This is a genomic window from Streptomyces sp. NBC_00316, from assembly GCF_036158715.1.
Taxonomy (GTDB): domain Bacteria; phylum Actinomycetota; class Actinomycetes; order Streptomycetales; family Streptomycetaceae; genus Streptomyces.
This window is the reverse complement of record NZ_CP108023.1, coordinates 453878-468973: the sequence shown is the minus strand read 5'-3', so window position 1 is coordinate 468973 and position 15096 is coordinate 453878. Positions and strand designations below refer to the sequence as shown.

The 15096-nt window shown below is 67.5% G+C and carries 9 protein-coding genes and 4 pseudogenes; 8 read left to right on the top strand and 5 right to left on the bottom strand.

Annotated elements, in window-relative coordinates:
• The first annotated feature begins 1108 nt into the window (after positions 1-1108).
• The gene (locus OG878_RS02215; protein WP_328885147.1) at positions 1109-3169 is read left to right on the top strand and encodes a phosphocholine-specific phospholipase C; all 2061 of its coding nucleotides are present in this window, start codon (positions 1109-1111) and stop codon (positions 3167-3169) included.
• A 182-nt stretch (positions 3170-3351) separates the two neighbouring features.
• Here the strand turns inward: OG878_RS02215 and OG878_RS02210 are convergent.
• Positions 3352-3558, bottom strand: a pseudogene (locus OG878_RS02210) (alpha/beta hydrolase); the annotation flags it as partial.
• A 302-nt stretch (positions 3559-3860) separates the two neighbouring features.
• On the opposite strand from OG878_RS02210, the gene OG878_RS02205 reads away from it, so the two are divergent.
• Positions 3861-4952, top strand: coding sequence for an IS630 family transposase (locus OG878_RS02205; protein WP_328885146.1), 1092 nt, complete (start codon positions 3861-3863; stop codon positions 4950-4952).
• Positions 4953-4980: 28 nt separating this feature from the next.
• Here OG878_RS02205 and OG878_RS02200 read toward each other — a convergent pair whose 3' ends face one another.
• Positions 4981-5376, bottom strand: coding sequence for a VOC family protein (locus tag OG878_RS02200; RefSeq protein WP_328885145.1), 396 nt, complete (start codon positions 5374-5376; stop codon positions 4981-4983).
• 948 nt (positions 5377-6324) lie between these two features.
• Here OG878_RS02200 and OG878_RS02190 point away from each other — a divergent pair.
• From OG878_RS02190 to OG878_RS02180, 3 genes and pseudogenes are all read left to right on the top strand, one after another.
• A pseudogene (locus OG878_RS02190) lies at positions 6325-6738 on the top strand (glucose-6-phosphate dehydrogenase); the annotation flags it as partial.
• Positions 6735-7670 carry a glucose-6-phosphate dehydrogenase assembly protein OpcA gene (gene opcA, locus OG878_RS02185; protein ID WP_328885144.1) on the top strand — a complete coding sequence of 312 codons (936 nt, stop codon included), beginning with the start codon at positions 6735-6737 and terminating at the stop codon, positions 7668-7670. The pseudogene OG878_RS02190 and the gene opcA, both read left to right, overlap by 4 nt.
• A pseudogene (locus OG878_RS02180) lies at positions 7663-7890 on the top strand (glucose-6-phosphate isomerase); the annotation flags it as partial. The gene opcA and the pseudogene OG878_RS02180, both read left to right, overlap by 8 nt.
• A 329-nt stretch (positions 7891-8219) precedes the next feature.
• Here OG878_RS02180 and wrbA read toward each other — a convergent pair.
• Together wrbA and OG878_RS02170 are read right to left on the bottom strand one after the other, a co-directional pair.
• The gene (gene wrbA, locus OG878_RS02175) at positions 8220-8837 is read right to left on the bottom strand and encodes an NAD(P)H:quinone oxidoreductase (RefSeq protein WP_328885143.1); all 618 of its coding nucleotides are present in this window, start codon (positions 8835-8837) and stop codon (positions 8220-8222) included.
• 199 nt (positions 8838-9036) lie between these two features.
• Positions 9037-9525 carry a carboxymuconolactone decarboxylase family protein gene (locus OG878_RS02170; RefSeq protein WP_328885142.1) on the bottom strand — a complete coding sequence of 163 codons (489 nt, stop codon included), beginning with the start codon at positions 9523-9525 and terminating at the stop codon, positions 9037-9039.
• Between the two features lie 123 nt (positions 9526-9648).
• On the opposite strand from OG878_RS02170, the gene OG878_RS02165 reads away from it, so the two are divergent.
• Positions 9649-10629: a pirin family protein gene (locus OG878_RS02165; protein WP_328885141.1), complete on the top strand. Its 981-nt coding sequence runs from the start codon at positions 9649-9651 to the stop codon at positions 10627-10629.
• A gap of 10 nt (positions 10630-10639) precedes the next feature.
• Positions 10640-10981, top strand: a complete 342-nt coding sequence (locus tag OG878_RS02160; protein WP_328885140.1) for a GNAT family N-acetyltransferase — start codon at positions 10640-10642, stop codon at positions 10979-10981.
• Between the two features lie 1533 nt (positions 10982-12514).
• On the opposite strand, the pseudogene OG878_RS02155 reads toward OG878_RS02160, so the two are convergent.
• A pseudogene (locus tag OG878_RS02155) lies at positions 12515-12886 on the bottom strand (alpha-L-arabinofuranosidase); the annotation flags it as partial.
• A gap of 345 nt (positions 12887-13231) precedes the next feature.
• On the opposite strand from OG878_RS02155, the gene OG878_RS02150 reads away from it, so the two are divergent.
• Positions 13232-14869 (top strand): glycoside hydrolase family 43 protein, encoded by a 1638-nt coding sequence (locus OG878_RS02150; RefSeq protein WP_328891105.1) that lies wholly within the window; start codon positions 13232-13234, stop codon positions 14867-14869.
• Positions 14870-15096 lie beyond the last annotated feature (227 nt).

Here is a 15096-nt window from a genome sequence, read left to right as displayed (position 1 = left end):
CGTGGAGCGCAGGAGGAGATGTCTGGCCATCGAGGGGTCACAGCCTTTCGTGCGTGGCCGACGGTGGGGGGTGGGCGTGGCGCGCAGGTGCAGGCATCGGACGGAAGGCGCGTGGCCTGTCCAGACATGTGAACATCGAGTGCAGTCTTGGAACGGTGGTGATCGGTGAACCTAAAGGTCTGAACCAGGCACGTCAAGATGTGAAGCAAGGAGACCCCGTAATTGCTCTGCATGTACAAGGAGTTGAACGCACGGTCGCAACGGCGGCTTCGTATCGTCGGCGGACTGGTGTGGTGTCGGTGGCACCCGTGGTCGCGGTCGGAGCGCCGGACCTGGCCATCGCGGGAGCGCTGGACTCCGGGGGAAAGCCGCTCCGCGCTTCGGCTGGAAGGGCCCGTGCGTACCTTCCGTCCAGAGACTTTCAGGCCAAAGCCGCCTGCCTGGCCCTTGCCGCGTTCACCCACAACTTCATGCACGCCTGCCCGCACTGGCCGCCGTCTTTCCCGCCGGGGCCGCCACAGCCACGATCCGAACCCGGCTCGTCACCGTGCCGGCCGTACCGCCCGAGGGGCACGGCGCTGGCGCTGCACCCTCCTGAGGGCCGGCCCGGACGGGACGCGTGGCTCCAAGTCTTCGCCACCCTGCGTGCCCCACCCTGCAGCTGACGCCCCATCCGGCCCGCCCCAATCCCGACGGCCTGCCAGGTCGTCGTTGGCGGCGGCCGCCGCCCGCCTCGTACACCGCCGGTGGACGTTCAGGCAGCTGCCGGTGTCCCGGCCGGGCGACGGATGGGCCGTGGGCCCACCGTGCTTGGTCGGATGGCGGGGGAGGAGGTCACCTCGCAGCTGCGGCGCGATGTCCACGGGGACGTCGTCCAGAGCCTGGAGCGGGACCGGCCGCCGTGTATGCAGGGCTTCATCTCCGGGGGCTGTTGCGCGGCGGGTTGATCCCCTTACCGTCTTGGCCAGTTGTGCGGGCCATCGGAGAGCGACCTTCCATTCTCCGGCTGTACGGCCAGGTGTCAGACAAGAATCTCCGTCCGGTACCCGGGGGCCGCTGTCCTTGGGGCGCTCCTCGACTCCCCTTCACCCGCAGAGGTCGTCACGCCATGACAGAAGTCAATCGCCGCAGGTTCCTGCAGATCGCCGGCGGCACCGCCGCTGCCACGATGCTGAACGAGAGCATCGCGCGAGCCGCCGCCATCCAGGCACAGGTCACCACCGGCACAATCCAGGACATCGAACACATCGTCGTCCTCATGCAGGAGAACCGGTCCTTCGACCAGTACTTCGGGACGATGAAGGGCGTGCGGGGCTTCGGTGACCCCCGGCCGGTTCTCCAGGACAACGGCAAGTCGGTCTTCTATCAGTCCAACGGGACGAAGGACATCCTCCCCTTCAACCCGCAGGTCAATGACCTGGGTATGCAGTTTGTGGAGGGCCTCAACCACGACTGGGCCGGCGGTCACCAGGCGTACAACAACGGCAAGTACGACAAGTGGGTGCCGGCCAAGACTGCCACGACCATGTCGTACATGACCCGGAAGGACATACCGTTCCACTACGCCCTCGCCGACGCCTTCACCCTGTGCGACGCCTACCACTGCTCCTTGATCGGCGCCACGGATCCGAACCGCTACTACATGTGGTCCGGCTACACCGGCAACGACGGCACCGGCGGCGGCCCGGTCCTGGGCAACCAGGAGGCCGGGTACGGCTGGAAGACGTATCCCGAGCGTCTGGAGGCCGCGGGAGTCTCGTGGAAGGTCTACCAGGACATCGGCGACGGCCTGAACGCCGCCGGCTCATGGGGCTGGATCAGCGATGCCTTCCGCGGCAACTACGGCGACAACTCGCTGCTCTACTTCAACAGCTACCGTAACGCCCAGCCCGGCAGCGCCCTGTACGAGAAGGCCCGCACCGGCACCGACGTCAAGGCGGGCGACGGTTACTTCGACCGGCTGCGCGCCGACGTGGCGAATGGCACGCTGCCCCAGGTCTCGTGGATCGCGGCCCCGGAGGCCTTCAGCGAGCACCCGAACTGGCCCGTGAACTTCGGTGCCTGGTACATTTCGCAGGTCCTGGACGCGCTGACCGCGAACCCGGCGGTATGGGCGAAGACGGCGCTCTTCATCACCTACGACGAGAACGACGGCTTCTTCGATCACGTGGTTCCGCCGTACCCGCCCGCCTCCGCCGCGTGGGGCCTGTCCACGGCGGACGTCTCGAAGGACCTGTACACCGGTGGCGGTGGCTACGCGGCTGGACCGTACGGCCTCGGCCCGCGCGTCCCGATGATCGTGGTCTCCCCGTGGAGCAAGGGCGGCTACGTCTGCTCCGAGACATTCGACCACACCTCGGTGATCCGCTTCATGGAGAAGCGTTTCGGAGTGCAGGAGCCCAACATCTCCCCCTGGCGCCGCGCGGTCTGCGGCGACCTGACCTCGGCCTTCGACTTCAGCCGGACGGACGCCTCCCCAGCTGCCCTCCCGTCGACAGCCGGCTACATCCCGCCGGACCACAACACCCACCCGTCGTACCACCCGGTGCCGCCGGCCACGGGCACCCTGCCGAAGCAGGAGACCGGCATCAAGCCGACCCGCGCCCTCGGCTACAGCCCGTACGTGGACGGCAAGGCCACCTTCTCCACGGGCCAGTTCACCCTGTCCTTCTCCAGCGGATCAGTGCTCGGCGCCCACTTCCACAGCACCTCGGGCAACCGCACGGACGGCCCCTGGCCCTACACGGTCGAGGCAGGCAAGATCCTCTCGGACACCTGGAGCACCAGCAGCTCCACCGGCAACCAGATCAACCTCACGGTGTGGGGCCCGAACGGCTTCCTGCGCACGTGGAAGGGTCCGGCGAAGACGGCCGGCCCCGAGGTGACGGCCCGCCACGTCGCCTCCACCGGCAATCTGGTCCTGACCCTGACCAACGCCGGCGCGGCAGCGGTCAACCTCACAGTGACCAACGCCTACGGCGGCACGGCCCAGACCTTCAAGGTCAACCCTGGCGCCACCGTCTCCCACACGGTGGACCTGGCCACCGCGGGCCGCTGGTACGACGTCAAGGTCGTCTCCGACGCGGACAGCACCTTCCTGCGCCGCTTCGCCGGCCACGTTGAGACGGGCTTCCCGGGCGTCTCCGACCCGGCGATCAAGACCGACTGACCCGGTCCTCCGGGGTACGCAGTCGCCGTTGTGCGCCGCCTGCCCGCAGCACGCCGACAGCCGGCGGGGGATGCGTGGGAATTCACTTCCAGGGCTTCGGCATGCACTCAGCAAGGACAGGCGGTGTATAAGAACGTCGTGCATCTCCCGGGCCAGGGACTCCCTCTCTCACTGGCGGACCTGCGGTCGCCGTGACCGGGCGCATCGATGACGGCGACATGGAAGCCGCAGCCGGTCACGAGGAGGCGAGCGCGGCCCGCCATCGCCGGATGCTTCTTGTGGGCTCCGCCGCCGTGGCCCATCAGGACCAGGGGCGCGCGATCGGCGCCGGAGGCCGGCGACCAGAGAACTCCGGGGACGTCGCCCACGGTGAAGTCGCGCTCGACCATGCCGTTCGAGGACGACTCGGCGGTGAACTGCAGAGAGCGCGTAGGTGTTGTCTTTCGGGAGTGCCTTGTTGTCGAGGCGCTCCCGGCGACACCTACGTCAATCGCCCGACCGTGACGGGAAGGCAGAGCACCCACATCGATACAGCGTTCATGGGTCTCACCTCCTCGAGCGGTGTCACGGTCAACGGCAGGCTACAAGCCCGATCATCATCCCTCCAACCCTTTTCCCCACCACTGATCACAACTCCAGAAAGGCCCTAGTGTCCCGAGTCTTAGGAAAGCTTTAGAAGTATGCTTGGCTCATGGCGCGCATGGGTCGGCCGACGGTCGAAGTGGTCCTGACGGATGACGAGCGGGAGACGTTGCTGCGCTGGTCACGGCGGGCGACGTCCGCGCAGGCTCTGGCCTTGCGCTGCCGGATCGTCCTCGCGTGCGCTGACGGGTTGTCGAACACTGCGGTGGGCGCGGACCTCGGGATCCACCCGACCACGGTGGCCACATGGCGGAAGCGGTTCGCGGCCAACCGGCTGGAGGGCCTGGCCGACGAGAAGCGGCCGGGCCCGGCGCGCACGGTGACCGACGAGCAGGTCGAGGACGTGATCGTGCGGACCCTGGAGGCGACGCCGAAGGGCGCCACGCACTGGTCCACGCGCGAGATGGCGAAGCAGAGCGGGCTGAGCCAGTCGACGGTCTCACGGATATGGCGCACCTTCGGCCTCAAGCCGCACCAGGTCGACACCTTCAAGCTGAGCAAGGACCCACAGTTCGTCGAGAAGGTCCGCGACGTTGTGGGCCTGTACCTCGATCCGCCCGAGCGCGCCATCGTGCTCTGCGTCGACGAGAAATCGCAAATCCAGGCGCTGGACCGCTCGGCCCCGGTGCTGCCGATGATGCCCGGCATGCCCGAGCGCCGCACCCACGACTACCTGCGCGGAGGCGTCACCACCTTGTTCGCGGCGCTCAACACCGCCACCGGCGAGGTCATCGGCTCCCTGCACCGCCGCCACCGCGCCGCCGAGTTCAAGAAGTTCCTCGCCAAGCTCGACAAGGAGGTCCCCGCCGAGCTCGACGTCCACCTGATCTGCGACAACTACGCCACCCACAAGACCCCCGCCATCCAGAAATGGCTGCTCGCGCACCCGCGCTTCCACATGCACTTCACGCCCACCAGTTCGTCCTGGCTCAACCAAGTCGAGCGCTGGTTCGGACTGCTGACGGACAAGCAGATACGCCGCGGCGTCCACAAGAACGTACAAGCGCTGGAGAAGGACATCCGCGACTGGATCGCCCACTGGAACGAAGACCCCAAGCCGTTCACCTGGACCAGATCCGCCGACGAGATCTTCGAACGCCTCGCCGGCTACCTGAACCGCCTGCCGAACCCCAAATCCTAGATATGTAGTGCTCCTAAGACTCGGGACACTAGTTCTGCGGTGCCAGCGTGCGTAGGACGTCGAACTCGTTGCCCTCGGGATCTGCCATGACCATCCAGTTTCGGTCTGTGCCCTGTCCCACATCCGTCTTGGTGGCGCCGAGGCCGAGCAGTCTGGTCACCTCGTCCTCGGTGCTGCCGTCGATCGGGCTGACGTCGAGGTGAAGCCGGTTCTTCACGGTCTTGCCCTCGGGCACCTGGATGAACAGCATGGTGGGCGGCATCTGGCGGGCCCGAACATCCTCGACGGTCGGCACCCAGGAGCCGATCTCGACCTTGCCCTCGCTCCGGTCGATCACCTTGAAGTCCAGGACCTCGCACCAGAAGGCCGCGAGCCTCTCCGGATCGTGGCAGTCAACGGCCAACTCGGTGAACCTACTTGTCATGACTCTCCCAGATAGTGCGGATGGGGCTCAGAGTATGCCGCCCGTCCGACAGATCCGAGATCTTCCTGACTAGGGACATCAGACGGGCTTGACCCAGCATCAGATACCCGAGAAGCCCCTGGTGGGAACAGGTCTGCAAGAACAGGTTCTGGGTGCCGAGAGCTTCACGCGTTGACCAATATCACCTACACCGGCGTGCTCGATGTCAGCCGGGCCACTGCTGAGGCCCTCGCGAAGCTGCTGCTCGAACACCACGAGCGTCTCGGGACCCGCAAGGGCCCCGCGCCCTGGGTCCCTTCAAACAGAGCGTGTTGAACCTGCGCCGGTTCCTGGACGGTACCCGGCTGACTCGACCAACTCCGTCATCCGAGGAGTCCACGGCGTGGCCGAAATCGCCAACGCCCTGCTCAAGGTGCCCTTCAAGGCTCGGCGCAGGGTCAGCCTCGACCACAAGGCGATCATCCGGATCATCCGCGCCGCTCTCGTCCTGCTCCAGATGTGATCTCGGGCCCCGAAGCATCCGGGGCCCGGGATCAGGCATGTGGCCTCAGCGGAACCGGTAGGCGTTCAGCACGGTCTGAGTGTCTGTGCCCCCTTCCGCGTCGTGCGCCGTCACACGCAGTGCGGCGCCACCGCGCTCCGGGCCGGACTCCGGGTTGACGAGCGTGCCCGCCCAGCTCCCGCCGGGGCCGCGGGGAGACGGGAGCGGCCACCCATGTCGTGCCGCCGTCGAGGCTGGCCTCCAAAGCCACCTCCGTCACCTGCGGGCCGCCGTCCGGGCTCTCGGTCCCGACGACGAGCGGGAGTTCACTGTCGTACGGGGTCCCGTCACCCCCGTCGAGGTCACCCGGCTCGATCCGCAGGCTGGTCAGCGGCAGCTCCCGGACCTGGCCGGTGTGCCCGGAACGGAAGGTCCACTCCGTGGTGACCCGGGCACTCGTCGGCAGGATCTTCCAGCGCGCACCCCACTCGCCCTTCGACTCGACCGCCACCGAGGAACTCGGTGCGAACGCGATCGTCATCCGTGTCCAGCCCGACGAGGGCATGAAAGTGCGCTTCGGATCGAAGGTGCCGGGTACGTCGATGGAGATTCGGGACGTCACGATGGACTTCGCGTACGGCGATTCCTTCACCGAGTCCAGCCCGGAGGCGTACGAACGCCTCATCCTGGACGTTCTGCTGGGCGACGCCAACCTCTTTCCCCGTCACCAGGAGGTGGAGGAGTCCTGGAAGATCCTCGACCCGATCGAGGGGTACTGGGACGCGCACGGCAAGCCCGCGCCGTACGCGTCGGGCAGCTGGGGTCCCGAAGAAGCCCACGAGATGCTCGCACGAGACGGACGGAGCTGGCGCAGGCCATGAAGATCGATCTGACCGACACCACGGCAAGCAAGATCAACAAGGCGCTCGTGCAGGGGCGCCGAGCCATCGGTACTCCCGCCATGGGCATGGTCCTGACGATGGTCATCGTGACCGACGAGGAGAACGCGTACGATTCGATCAAGGCGGCCGAGGAGGCCTCGCGCGAGCATCCCTCGCGCACCCTGGTCGTCATCAAACGCGTCGCACGCACCCCGCGCGACCGCACGAACTCCCGCCTGGACGCGGAGGTGCGGGTCGGCTCGGACGCCGGCACCGGCGAGACGGTCGTCCTGCGGACGTACGGCGAAGTCTCCGACCACGCCGACTCGGTGGTCCTGCCGCTGCTGCTGCCGGACGCGCCGGTCGTCGTCTGGTGGCCGGTGGACGCGCCCGATGTGCCGGCCAAGGATCCGCTGGGCGCTCTGGCGCAGCGGCGGATCACCGACATGTACGCCGTCGAGGCCCCGCTCGACGCCCTGGCGGCCCGCGTCTCCTCGTACGCGCCCGGCGACACCGACCTCGCGTGGACCCGGCTGACGCCGTGGCGCTCGATGCTGGCCGCGGCACTGGATCAGGCACGTAAGAAGGTTGTCTCGGCCGTCGTGGAGAGTGAGGCCGAGAACCCGAGTGCCGAGCTGCTGGCCCGCTGGCTGGAGGCCCGGCTCGAAGTCCCGGTCGAGCGCGTCGTCACCGCCGGGCCGGTCGTGACGGCCGTCCGGCTCGGAACGGAGAGCGGCGAGATCGTGATCGACCGCCCCGACGGCCCGCTGGCCACGCTTTCCCTGCCGGGCCAGCCCTCGCGCACCCTCGCCCTGAAGGTACGCAGCACCTCCGAGTTGATTGCCGAAGAGCTGCGCCGCCTCGACGCGGACGAGATGTATGCCGTCGCCCTGCGCGGGGACGGTACCAAGGAGAACCCCCGTCATGTCTGACACACCCAAGCTCACGCACCGCCCGGAGTGGACGGCCCTTGAGGACCACCGCGCAGAGGAGCTGCGCCACCTGCAGCTGCGCGACCTGTTTGCCGCCGACCCCGGTCGCGCGGAGCGCTGCACCGTCAGCGTCGGCGACCTGCGCATCGACTACTCCAAACACCTGATCACGGACGAGACCCTCGCGCTGCTCCAGGAACTCGCCACCGTGACGTCACTCCCTGACGGGTTGCCAGTCGGGTTCGGGGCGACCCGGGGCTGCACAGGAGCGCGGGGTCGCTTGGAGCGTGCGTGGCACGTCGGCCGGGTCGTGGCGCGCAGCATCGCAGCATCACACCACGTGTGGCTGACTGCCGGGGGAGATGTGCGGGCTCTTCCGTCCAGAGCAGCGCGCAGGTGGTGCGGCCGGTGTGCCGGGCGCGACTGCGCCCGGCACACCGGTGAGGCTCATCACCACCATTACCCACGGCGATGCCGATCGGGCGCGGTCCTACGAACCGCTGGCCGAGGAGTGGCAACGCCGATGAGCCGGGTCCGGGCCGGGAGGGGTCAGGCTGCGAAGCCGGCCTTGAGGGCGCCCGCGACCTGGACGACGCGCTCGGCCTGGTGACGGGCCGCGTTGCGGGTCTCGTCGCCGATGGGGTTGTTGCCCTGGGCGTCGACGTGCGAGGTGCCGTAGGGGTTGCCGTCGACGAACTTGACCGGGTCCGTGTAACCGGGGGAGACGACGAGGCCACCGAAGTGGTGGATCGAGTTGTACAGCGCGAGCAGGGTGGACTCCTGGCCGCCGTGGGCGGTGGCGGTGGTGACGAAGCCGCTGTAGACCTTGTCGGCCAGCTTGCCCTGGGCCCACAGGCCACCGAGGGTGTCGATGAACTGCTTGAGCTGCGAGGAGATGTTGCCGAAGCGGGTCGGGGAGCCGAAGATCACGGCGTCGGCCCACTCGACATCCGCGGGGGTGGCAACCGGGATGCCCGCGCTGGCGGCTGCGTGTGCGGCCCATGCCTCGTTGGAGCTGATGGCGGCCTCGGGGGCGAGTTCGGCGGCCTTCAGGAGACGGACCTCGGCCCCGGCCTTCTCCGCGGCCTGGGAGATCTCCTTGGCGATCTCGGCGCTGAAACCGGTGGACGAGTAGTAGATGACGGCAAGCTTGACGGCTGTGGTCATGTCTTTGTTCTCCGTTGGAAAGTGCGTATGGGCAGTGGGCGGACACTGGCCGCCGGCGTCGCCGCGTCGGTGGAGCGCGCCCTACATCGTTGAACCATAAATGGATATGATTTAAGAATCAACTACTTTTTCTGAACCCGTGGTGTGCGCGACCGGTGTCTCGGCGCCCGGCAGGGGGTTGTGAACGGTGAAGCCGGAATCACTGCTGCGGGATCACGCGCACGGGATGCTTGCTCAAGATGGAGACGCGGTTGAACGCGTTGATGGTGATCGCTACCCAGATCGCTGCGGAGATCTCGTCGTCGGTGAGGGCCTGGCGGGCCGCGTCGTAGGCGCTCTCCTGGACGGCGGCGTTCGCGGGCTCGGTGGCCGCCTCCGCCAGGGCGAGTGCCGCGCGCTCCCGTGGCGTGAACAGTTCTGTGTCGCGCCAGGCGGCCAGTACACCCAGACGCTGGGTGGTCTCGCCTGCGCGCAGGGCTGCCCGGGTGTGCACGTTGAGGCAGTACGCGCAGCCGTTGATCTGTGACACGCGGAGGTTGATCAGTTCCACGAGCGTGCGGTCCAGCCCTGCGTCGGCGGCGACCGCACGGACCGTTTCGGCTGTCTCGGTCAGTGCGTGGTACGCCTTCGGGCTCTGCTTGTCGATGAAGACCCGCCTGCTCGCGGGGCCTGCTGCCGTGTCGCTCAACCTGGACTCCTCACGGGCCGCTCCCGGCCCTCGCCGGCCCTGCCGTGCGTACGGCGGGGCATCCTCGTATCATCGGAAACAATTGTTGAATATAAAATCATCCTTGGGTGAGAGGAGCGTGCGATGAGCAATGTCGAGAGGGAACCCGCCGAGCTCCGCTGCGGAGCCTCGGAGGACGGTGAGCATGTGCCGCAGGTCGAGGTCCTCTCCGCGAGGGACGTCCCGTTGGGCGGTCCGAGGTCGATGACGGTACGGCGCACGCTGCCGCAGCGGGCCCGGACGCTGATCGGGGCCTGGTGTTTCATCGACCACTACGGCCCCGACGACGTCGCCGGCACGGGCGGCATGGACGTCGCGCCCCATCCGCACACCGGTCTGCAGACGGTGAGCTGGCTGTTCAGCGGGGAGATCGAGCACCGGGACAGCCTGGGCAGCCACGCCTTCGTGCGGCCCGGTGAGCTGAACCTCATGACGGGTGGGCACGGCATCAGCCACTCGGAAGTTTCCACCGCCCGCACCACGACCTTGCACGGCGTCCAGTTGTGGGTGGCGCTTCCCGAAGAACACCGGCACACCGGCCGTGACTTCCAGCATTACGTCCCGAGCCCGGTCCGGGTGGACGGAGCCGAAGTCAGAGTGTTCCTCGGGGCGCTGGCAGGTGACACCGCTCCGGTGCGGACGTTCACGCCCCTGCTCGGTGCCGAACTCATCCTTGAGCCGCACTCGACGACCACGCTCGCCATCGACGCCGGCTTCGAGCACGGCCTTCTCGTCGACCACGGGGAGGTCCGTATCGCCGGAACACTCCTGCACGCGACGGAGTTGGGATATGTCGGCACGGGAAGCGACACACTGACGCTGGCGAACGAGACGGACGCCGTCGCGCGGGCAGTGCTGCTCGGCGGGACGCCGTTCGAGGAACAGATCGTCATGTGGTGGAATTTCATCGGTCGGAGCCACGAAGACATCGTCGAAGCCAGGGAAGCGTGGCAGAGCGCATCCGACCGCTTCGGCAAGGTCGACGGTTACGACGGCGACCGTCTTCCCGCGCCGGCCCTTCCCCACGCCACCATTGCACCTCGCAAAAACCCGACGCGTCACTGAAAGGCATGCGATGAGCCAGCCCGCCGCCGCTCCGACTGTCCAGCGAGTGGACCCGAAGCACCGTTACGAAATCCTGGTCGACGGTACAACCGCAGGCCACACCGCGTATCGCGACCGCGACGACCAGCGCGTTTTCTACCACACCAAAATCTACGACGCCTTCGCCGGACAAGGCCTGGCAGCGATACTGGTACAGCAGGCGTTGACCGACGTACGCACGTCAGGGAAGCGCATCGTGCCGGTCTGCCCCTACGTCGCGAAGTTCCTCAAGAAGCATGACGAGTTCGCCGACATCACCGACCCGGTGACCCCCGAGGTCCTGCAATGGCTGGACAGCGTGCTGCCTCACTGACCACCGGTGCCGCGTCTTCTCCGACGCCATCGGTACGTCCGGACCGGCGGAGCGGGATCTGCGACGATGCCCCACCGGCGGCCCCACGGTCTTGGCCCACCGGGCACACCATGCAGGACAGCGGAGCACCCCGCCGCCGGAACGTCGAGGCGCGCCCACCGGCTGCCAGTCGCTGTACGCGGCACCCCCTCGCGATCCGTCCTACCAGATCTGCGCACCTGAACGACCAGTCCCGGTCGGTGCCCCTCTTGCCGGATCCGACGTGCATGGGCGGGTTCCCCTCCGGCGGGCGCGGCGCGCCTTCGAGCCACAGCATGTGGAGAAGCAGATAGGACACGCTTCGGCACCGGAGTATCGGGTGTCGGGCCGGCGGGTAATGCGGTCGCTTCACAGGGGAAGGCGGCACGTGCAGCAAGACGCGGAGGTACCCGGGCCCGGGCGCTCGTTACCGCTCGGGATGACGCCCCTCGCATCGGCGGACAGTTGGGTGGGGAGGCTACTCGGTAGCAGTCTGCGGGGCTTCCTGGTTCACCACCCCGAACGGGATATGGACGCTCGGCCCGCCACGACGAGTCCGCTGCCCGGGCCGGCGAACTACGCGACCAGATCGAGCACCTGACTGCCGCCTTGGCCGAGACCGAGGCACATTCGCGGACCTGGCCACCACCCGGAAGGTCATCGCGGAACTTGCGCCGACCGGGGCCGAACCCGAAGCGCCCGAGTCGAGCACCGCCTACCAGGCCATCCTGAATGCCTTCAACCAGCGCCCCGACCAGGCACTCCGGGTCCGTGACCTGCACGAACTCCTCGGCATGCCCACCGACGACCCAGCTATGAACGTCTCTCGCAGCCGCCTCGGACGCCTCACCCGCTAAGGCTTCCCCACCCAACCTGGACGAGGGCTCTACCAGAAACGGACTTAACGACCTCTCAAGTCGATAGTGACTGGACCGGAAATAGACGAACAGCTGGTCCGGAGCCGAATAGCTATGGGAGGAACTGGGAGTTTCCACGCGAATCACTCTCGGCTGTTTCTGAACCGAGCGACAGGTGCCTGATCGGTGAAAGCCCAGGTCAGGCACCCTTTCTCATGCCCCTAGAAGAACGCCGAGTACGACACCAGCAGATTCTTCGTCTGCTGGTGGCACACGAGCGTGATGCCCAATGACCTGGGCAGATGCCTACGTTCGAGGCTCTGCACAGTGCCTTGGCCCGGTACTGGTCCGGATCTTGAATCGGGAGGGGCGATGGGGGCCGTCCCCCCGTCGGCAGTCGCAGCCGGAGCAGACCGACCGCGACAGTGTGGGCGGTCTGACGCCTTGTCAGGCGGGCTCGTTCGTGGGGAGCTTGTGCATGCCGTCCCAGGGCGACGAAGCCTACGGTCTGCCACAGGCTGCCGGACAGGACGCGTGAGCGTTACTTAGGCGACGCTGGGACCGGTTGTTCTTCGGGAGCGTCGGCCAGGATCGCCAAGGGATCGGCGAGCAATGCGGAGAAGGCCAGTTCGGCGGCGCCCACAAGGACGGCGTCGTCGCCGAGTGCGCTGACGCGCAGGCGGAGGTTCTTGCGGGAGGCGGGGAACTTGAGCCACTGGGCGAACTCGTCGAGGCCGACCTGGTTCGATTCGAGCGAGTGCCAGGCGAGGTCGCGGCGCACCGGGCGCTTGTCGCGCGGGCCGACCGAGTCCTCCCAGCGGAAGCCGGAGACGAAGTTGCCGCCCGGGTAGCGGATGGTCGTGCTGCCGAGCTCCCTGACGAGTTCGACGACGTCCATGCGGAACCCTTCATCGTTCGCGCTCGGGTGTTCCGGCTCGTAGAGCCCGGTGTACACGCAGCGGCCGAGGTGTTCGACGAACGAGCCGAAGGTGCGGCGTCGGACAGGAGCGATGTCGAGGGCGGCGGACACCTACGGCTCCTTCGGATATTGGAGAGGCGACCGTAGGTCAACACCGTCCACGAAACCGGCCCCGCTCCGGCACCAAAGGGCTGTCCATCCGCTCAGCCCGGCCATTCGATCGGCTTGACCTGCGGCGTTTCATCCATATAGCGCTGCGAATGTTTCGGCGTTGTTCGCGAATCATGCGAGCAGTATTGACACCGTTCCCCGGTTCCCTATCATCCAGGTTGCTCGATACTTCGACCCGTGTTCGATATCACGAACAAGCTGGAATCGCTCCACTCGCACAGCAGGGCACCTCCGGGTCACGCCCACCGCAACGGCCGAGCTGAAAGGAGCACGCCGCACATGCTTATGACATGGCCACGTCATCTCTTCTCCCGTCGTCGCGCGCTGGCGGCCGCCACCGGCCTCACCGCCGGTGCGGCTCTCCCGCTGACGGCAGCCCCTCGCGCCGCAGCCGCTCCCGTCCAGGGGCCGGCCCGCGCCGCCGCTGGGGAGTACGCGAACCCGGTGATCTGGCAGGACTTCGCGGACATCGACGTCATCCGCGTCGGAAACACCTACTACGCCTCGGCCTCGACCATGCACTACTCGCCGGGCGCTCCCGTTCTGCGCTCATACGACTTGGTGCACTGGGAGATCGCCGGCCACTCGGTGCCGGTCCTGGACTTCGGCGCCAAGTACGACCTGAACGGGGCGCGTGGCTATGTCAGAGGGATCTGGGCGTCGTCGCTGGCCTACCGTCCGAGCGACAGGACGTTCTACTGGCTGGGGCAGATCGACTTCGCCCGGACGTACATCTACACCGCAACGGCCGTCGAGGGGCCGTGGAACCGGCTGACGACGATCAGCACGCCCTACTACGATGCGGGGCTGCTGGTCGACAGCGATGACACCCTGTACGTGGCGTACGGCAACACCACGATCAGCGTGGCCCAGCTCTCCCCCGACGGCCGCACCCAGGTCCGGACGCAGCAGGTGTTCACGACCCCGTCGAGCGTCGGCACCCTTGAGGGCTCCCGCTTCTACAAGATCAACGGACAGTACTATATCTTCCTGACCCGCCCCGCGAACGGGCAGTACATCCTGAAATCGTCGGGCGGCCCCTTCGGTCCGTTCACGATGCGGCAGGTGCTCCTCGATCTGCGCGGGCCGATCCCCGGCGGTGGTGTCCCGCACCAGGGCAGCCTGGTGCAGACGCAGAACGGCGCCTGGTACTACCTGGCATTCGTCGACGCCTACCCCGGCGGCCGGGTGCCCGCGCTGGCACCCGTCACCTGGACCTGGGACGGCTGGCCCGTCGTCCAACTGGTGAACGGCGCATGGGGCACCTCCTATCCCAGCCCGGCCGTGCCGCCGCCCCGCCAGATCACGCCCATGACCGGCGTCGACACCTTCGACGGCACGACCCTCGAACCGCGTTGGGAGTGGAACCACAACCCGGACAACACCAAGTGGTCGGTCGACAATGGTCTGACCCTGCGCACAGCGACGGTCACCGACGACCTGTACTGGGCCCGCAACACCCTCACGCACCGCATCCAGGGCCCCACCTCCACCGCCACGGTCCAGCTCGACCACTCCGCGATGCGGGACGGCGACAGGGCCGGACTCGCGCTGCTGCGTGACTCCTCCGCGTGGATCGGTGTCAAGCGCGAGGGCGGAGCCACGCGGGTGGTGATGGTCGGCAGGCTGACCATGGACAGCAACTGGAACACCACCGGCACCGGCTACGAGCTCGCGAGCGTCACCGTCTCGGGCAGCCGCATCTGGCTGCGCGCGAGCGCGGACATCCGCCCCGGTGCGGCACGCCCGGGGTCTTTCTCCTACAGCACCGACGGCATCACGTTCACCCGCCTCGGACCCGAATTCTCCATGGGCAACGACTGGCGGTTCTTCATGGGCTACCGGTTCGCCCTCTTCAACCACGCCACCCAGGCGCTCGGTGGTTCGGTCCGTGTCACGCGGTTCGAGCTGTCCACGCCCTGAACCGGGCTGATCCAGGCCAACCCCCCATCCGCACCCGACTGTACGAGGAGAAGCATGAAACCGCTCAAACGCTTCGGCCGTCGCCGAGCCTCGGTCCTGGGTCTGCTGGCCGCGACCGTCCTGATGACGCCCGGGACCACGACGGGCTCACCCGACGCCGTCCAAGCCTCCACTCTGGGCGCCCAAGCGGCCCAGACAGGACAGCGAACACGGTCAGGGTCTTTATG

Bases quoted from the DNA above. Each gene is read 5' to 3' on its own strand.
- opcA (WP_328885144.1), top strand. From the start codon at position 6,735: ATGAAGATCGATCTGACCGACACCACGGCAAGCAAGATCAACAAGGCG.
- OG878_RS02165 (WP_328885141.1), top strand. From the start codon at position 9,649: ATGAGCAATGTCGAGAGGGAACCCGCCGAGCTCCGCTGCGGAGCCTCG.
- OG878_RS02200 (WP_328885145.1), bottom strand. From the start codon at position 5,376: ATGACAAGTAGGTTCACCGAGTTGGCCGTTGACTGCCACGATCCGGAG.
- OG878_RS02160 (WP_328885140.1), top strand. From the start codon at position 10,640: ATGAGCCAGCCCGCCGCCGCTCCGACTGTCCAGCGAGTGGACCCGAAG.
- wrbA (WP_328885143.1), bottom strand. From the start codon at position 8,837: ATGACCACAGCCGTCAAGCTTGCCGTCATCTACTACTCGTCCACCGGT.
- OG878_RS02205 (WP_328885146.1), top strand. From the start codon at position 3,861: ATGGCGCGCATGGGTCGGCCGACGGTCGAAGTGGTCCTGACGGATGAC.
- OG878_RS02215 (WP_328885147.1), top strand. From the start codon at position 1,109: ATGACAGAAGTCAATCGCCGCAGGTTCCTGCAGATCGCCGGCGGCACC.
- OG878_RS02150 (WP_328891105.1), top strand. From the start codon at position 13,232: ATGACATGGCCACGTCATCTCTTCTCCCGTCGTCGCGCGCTGGCGGCC.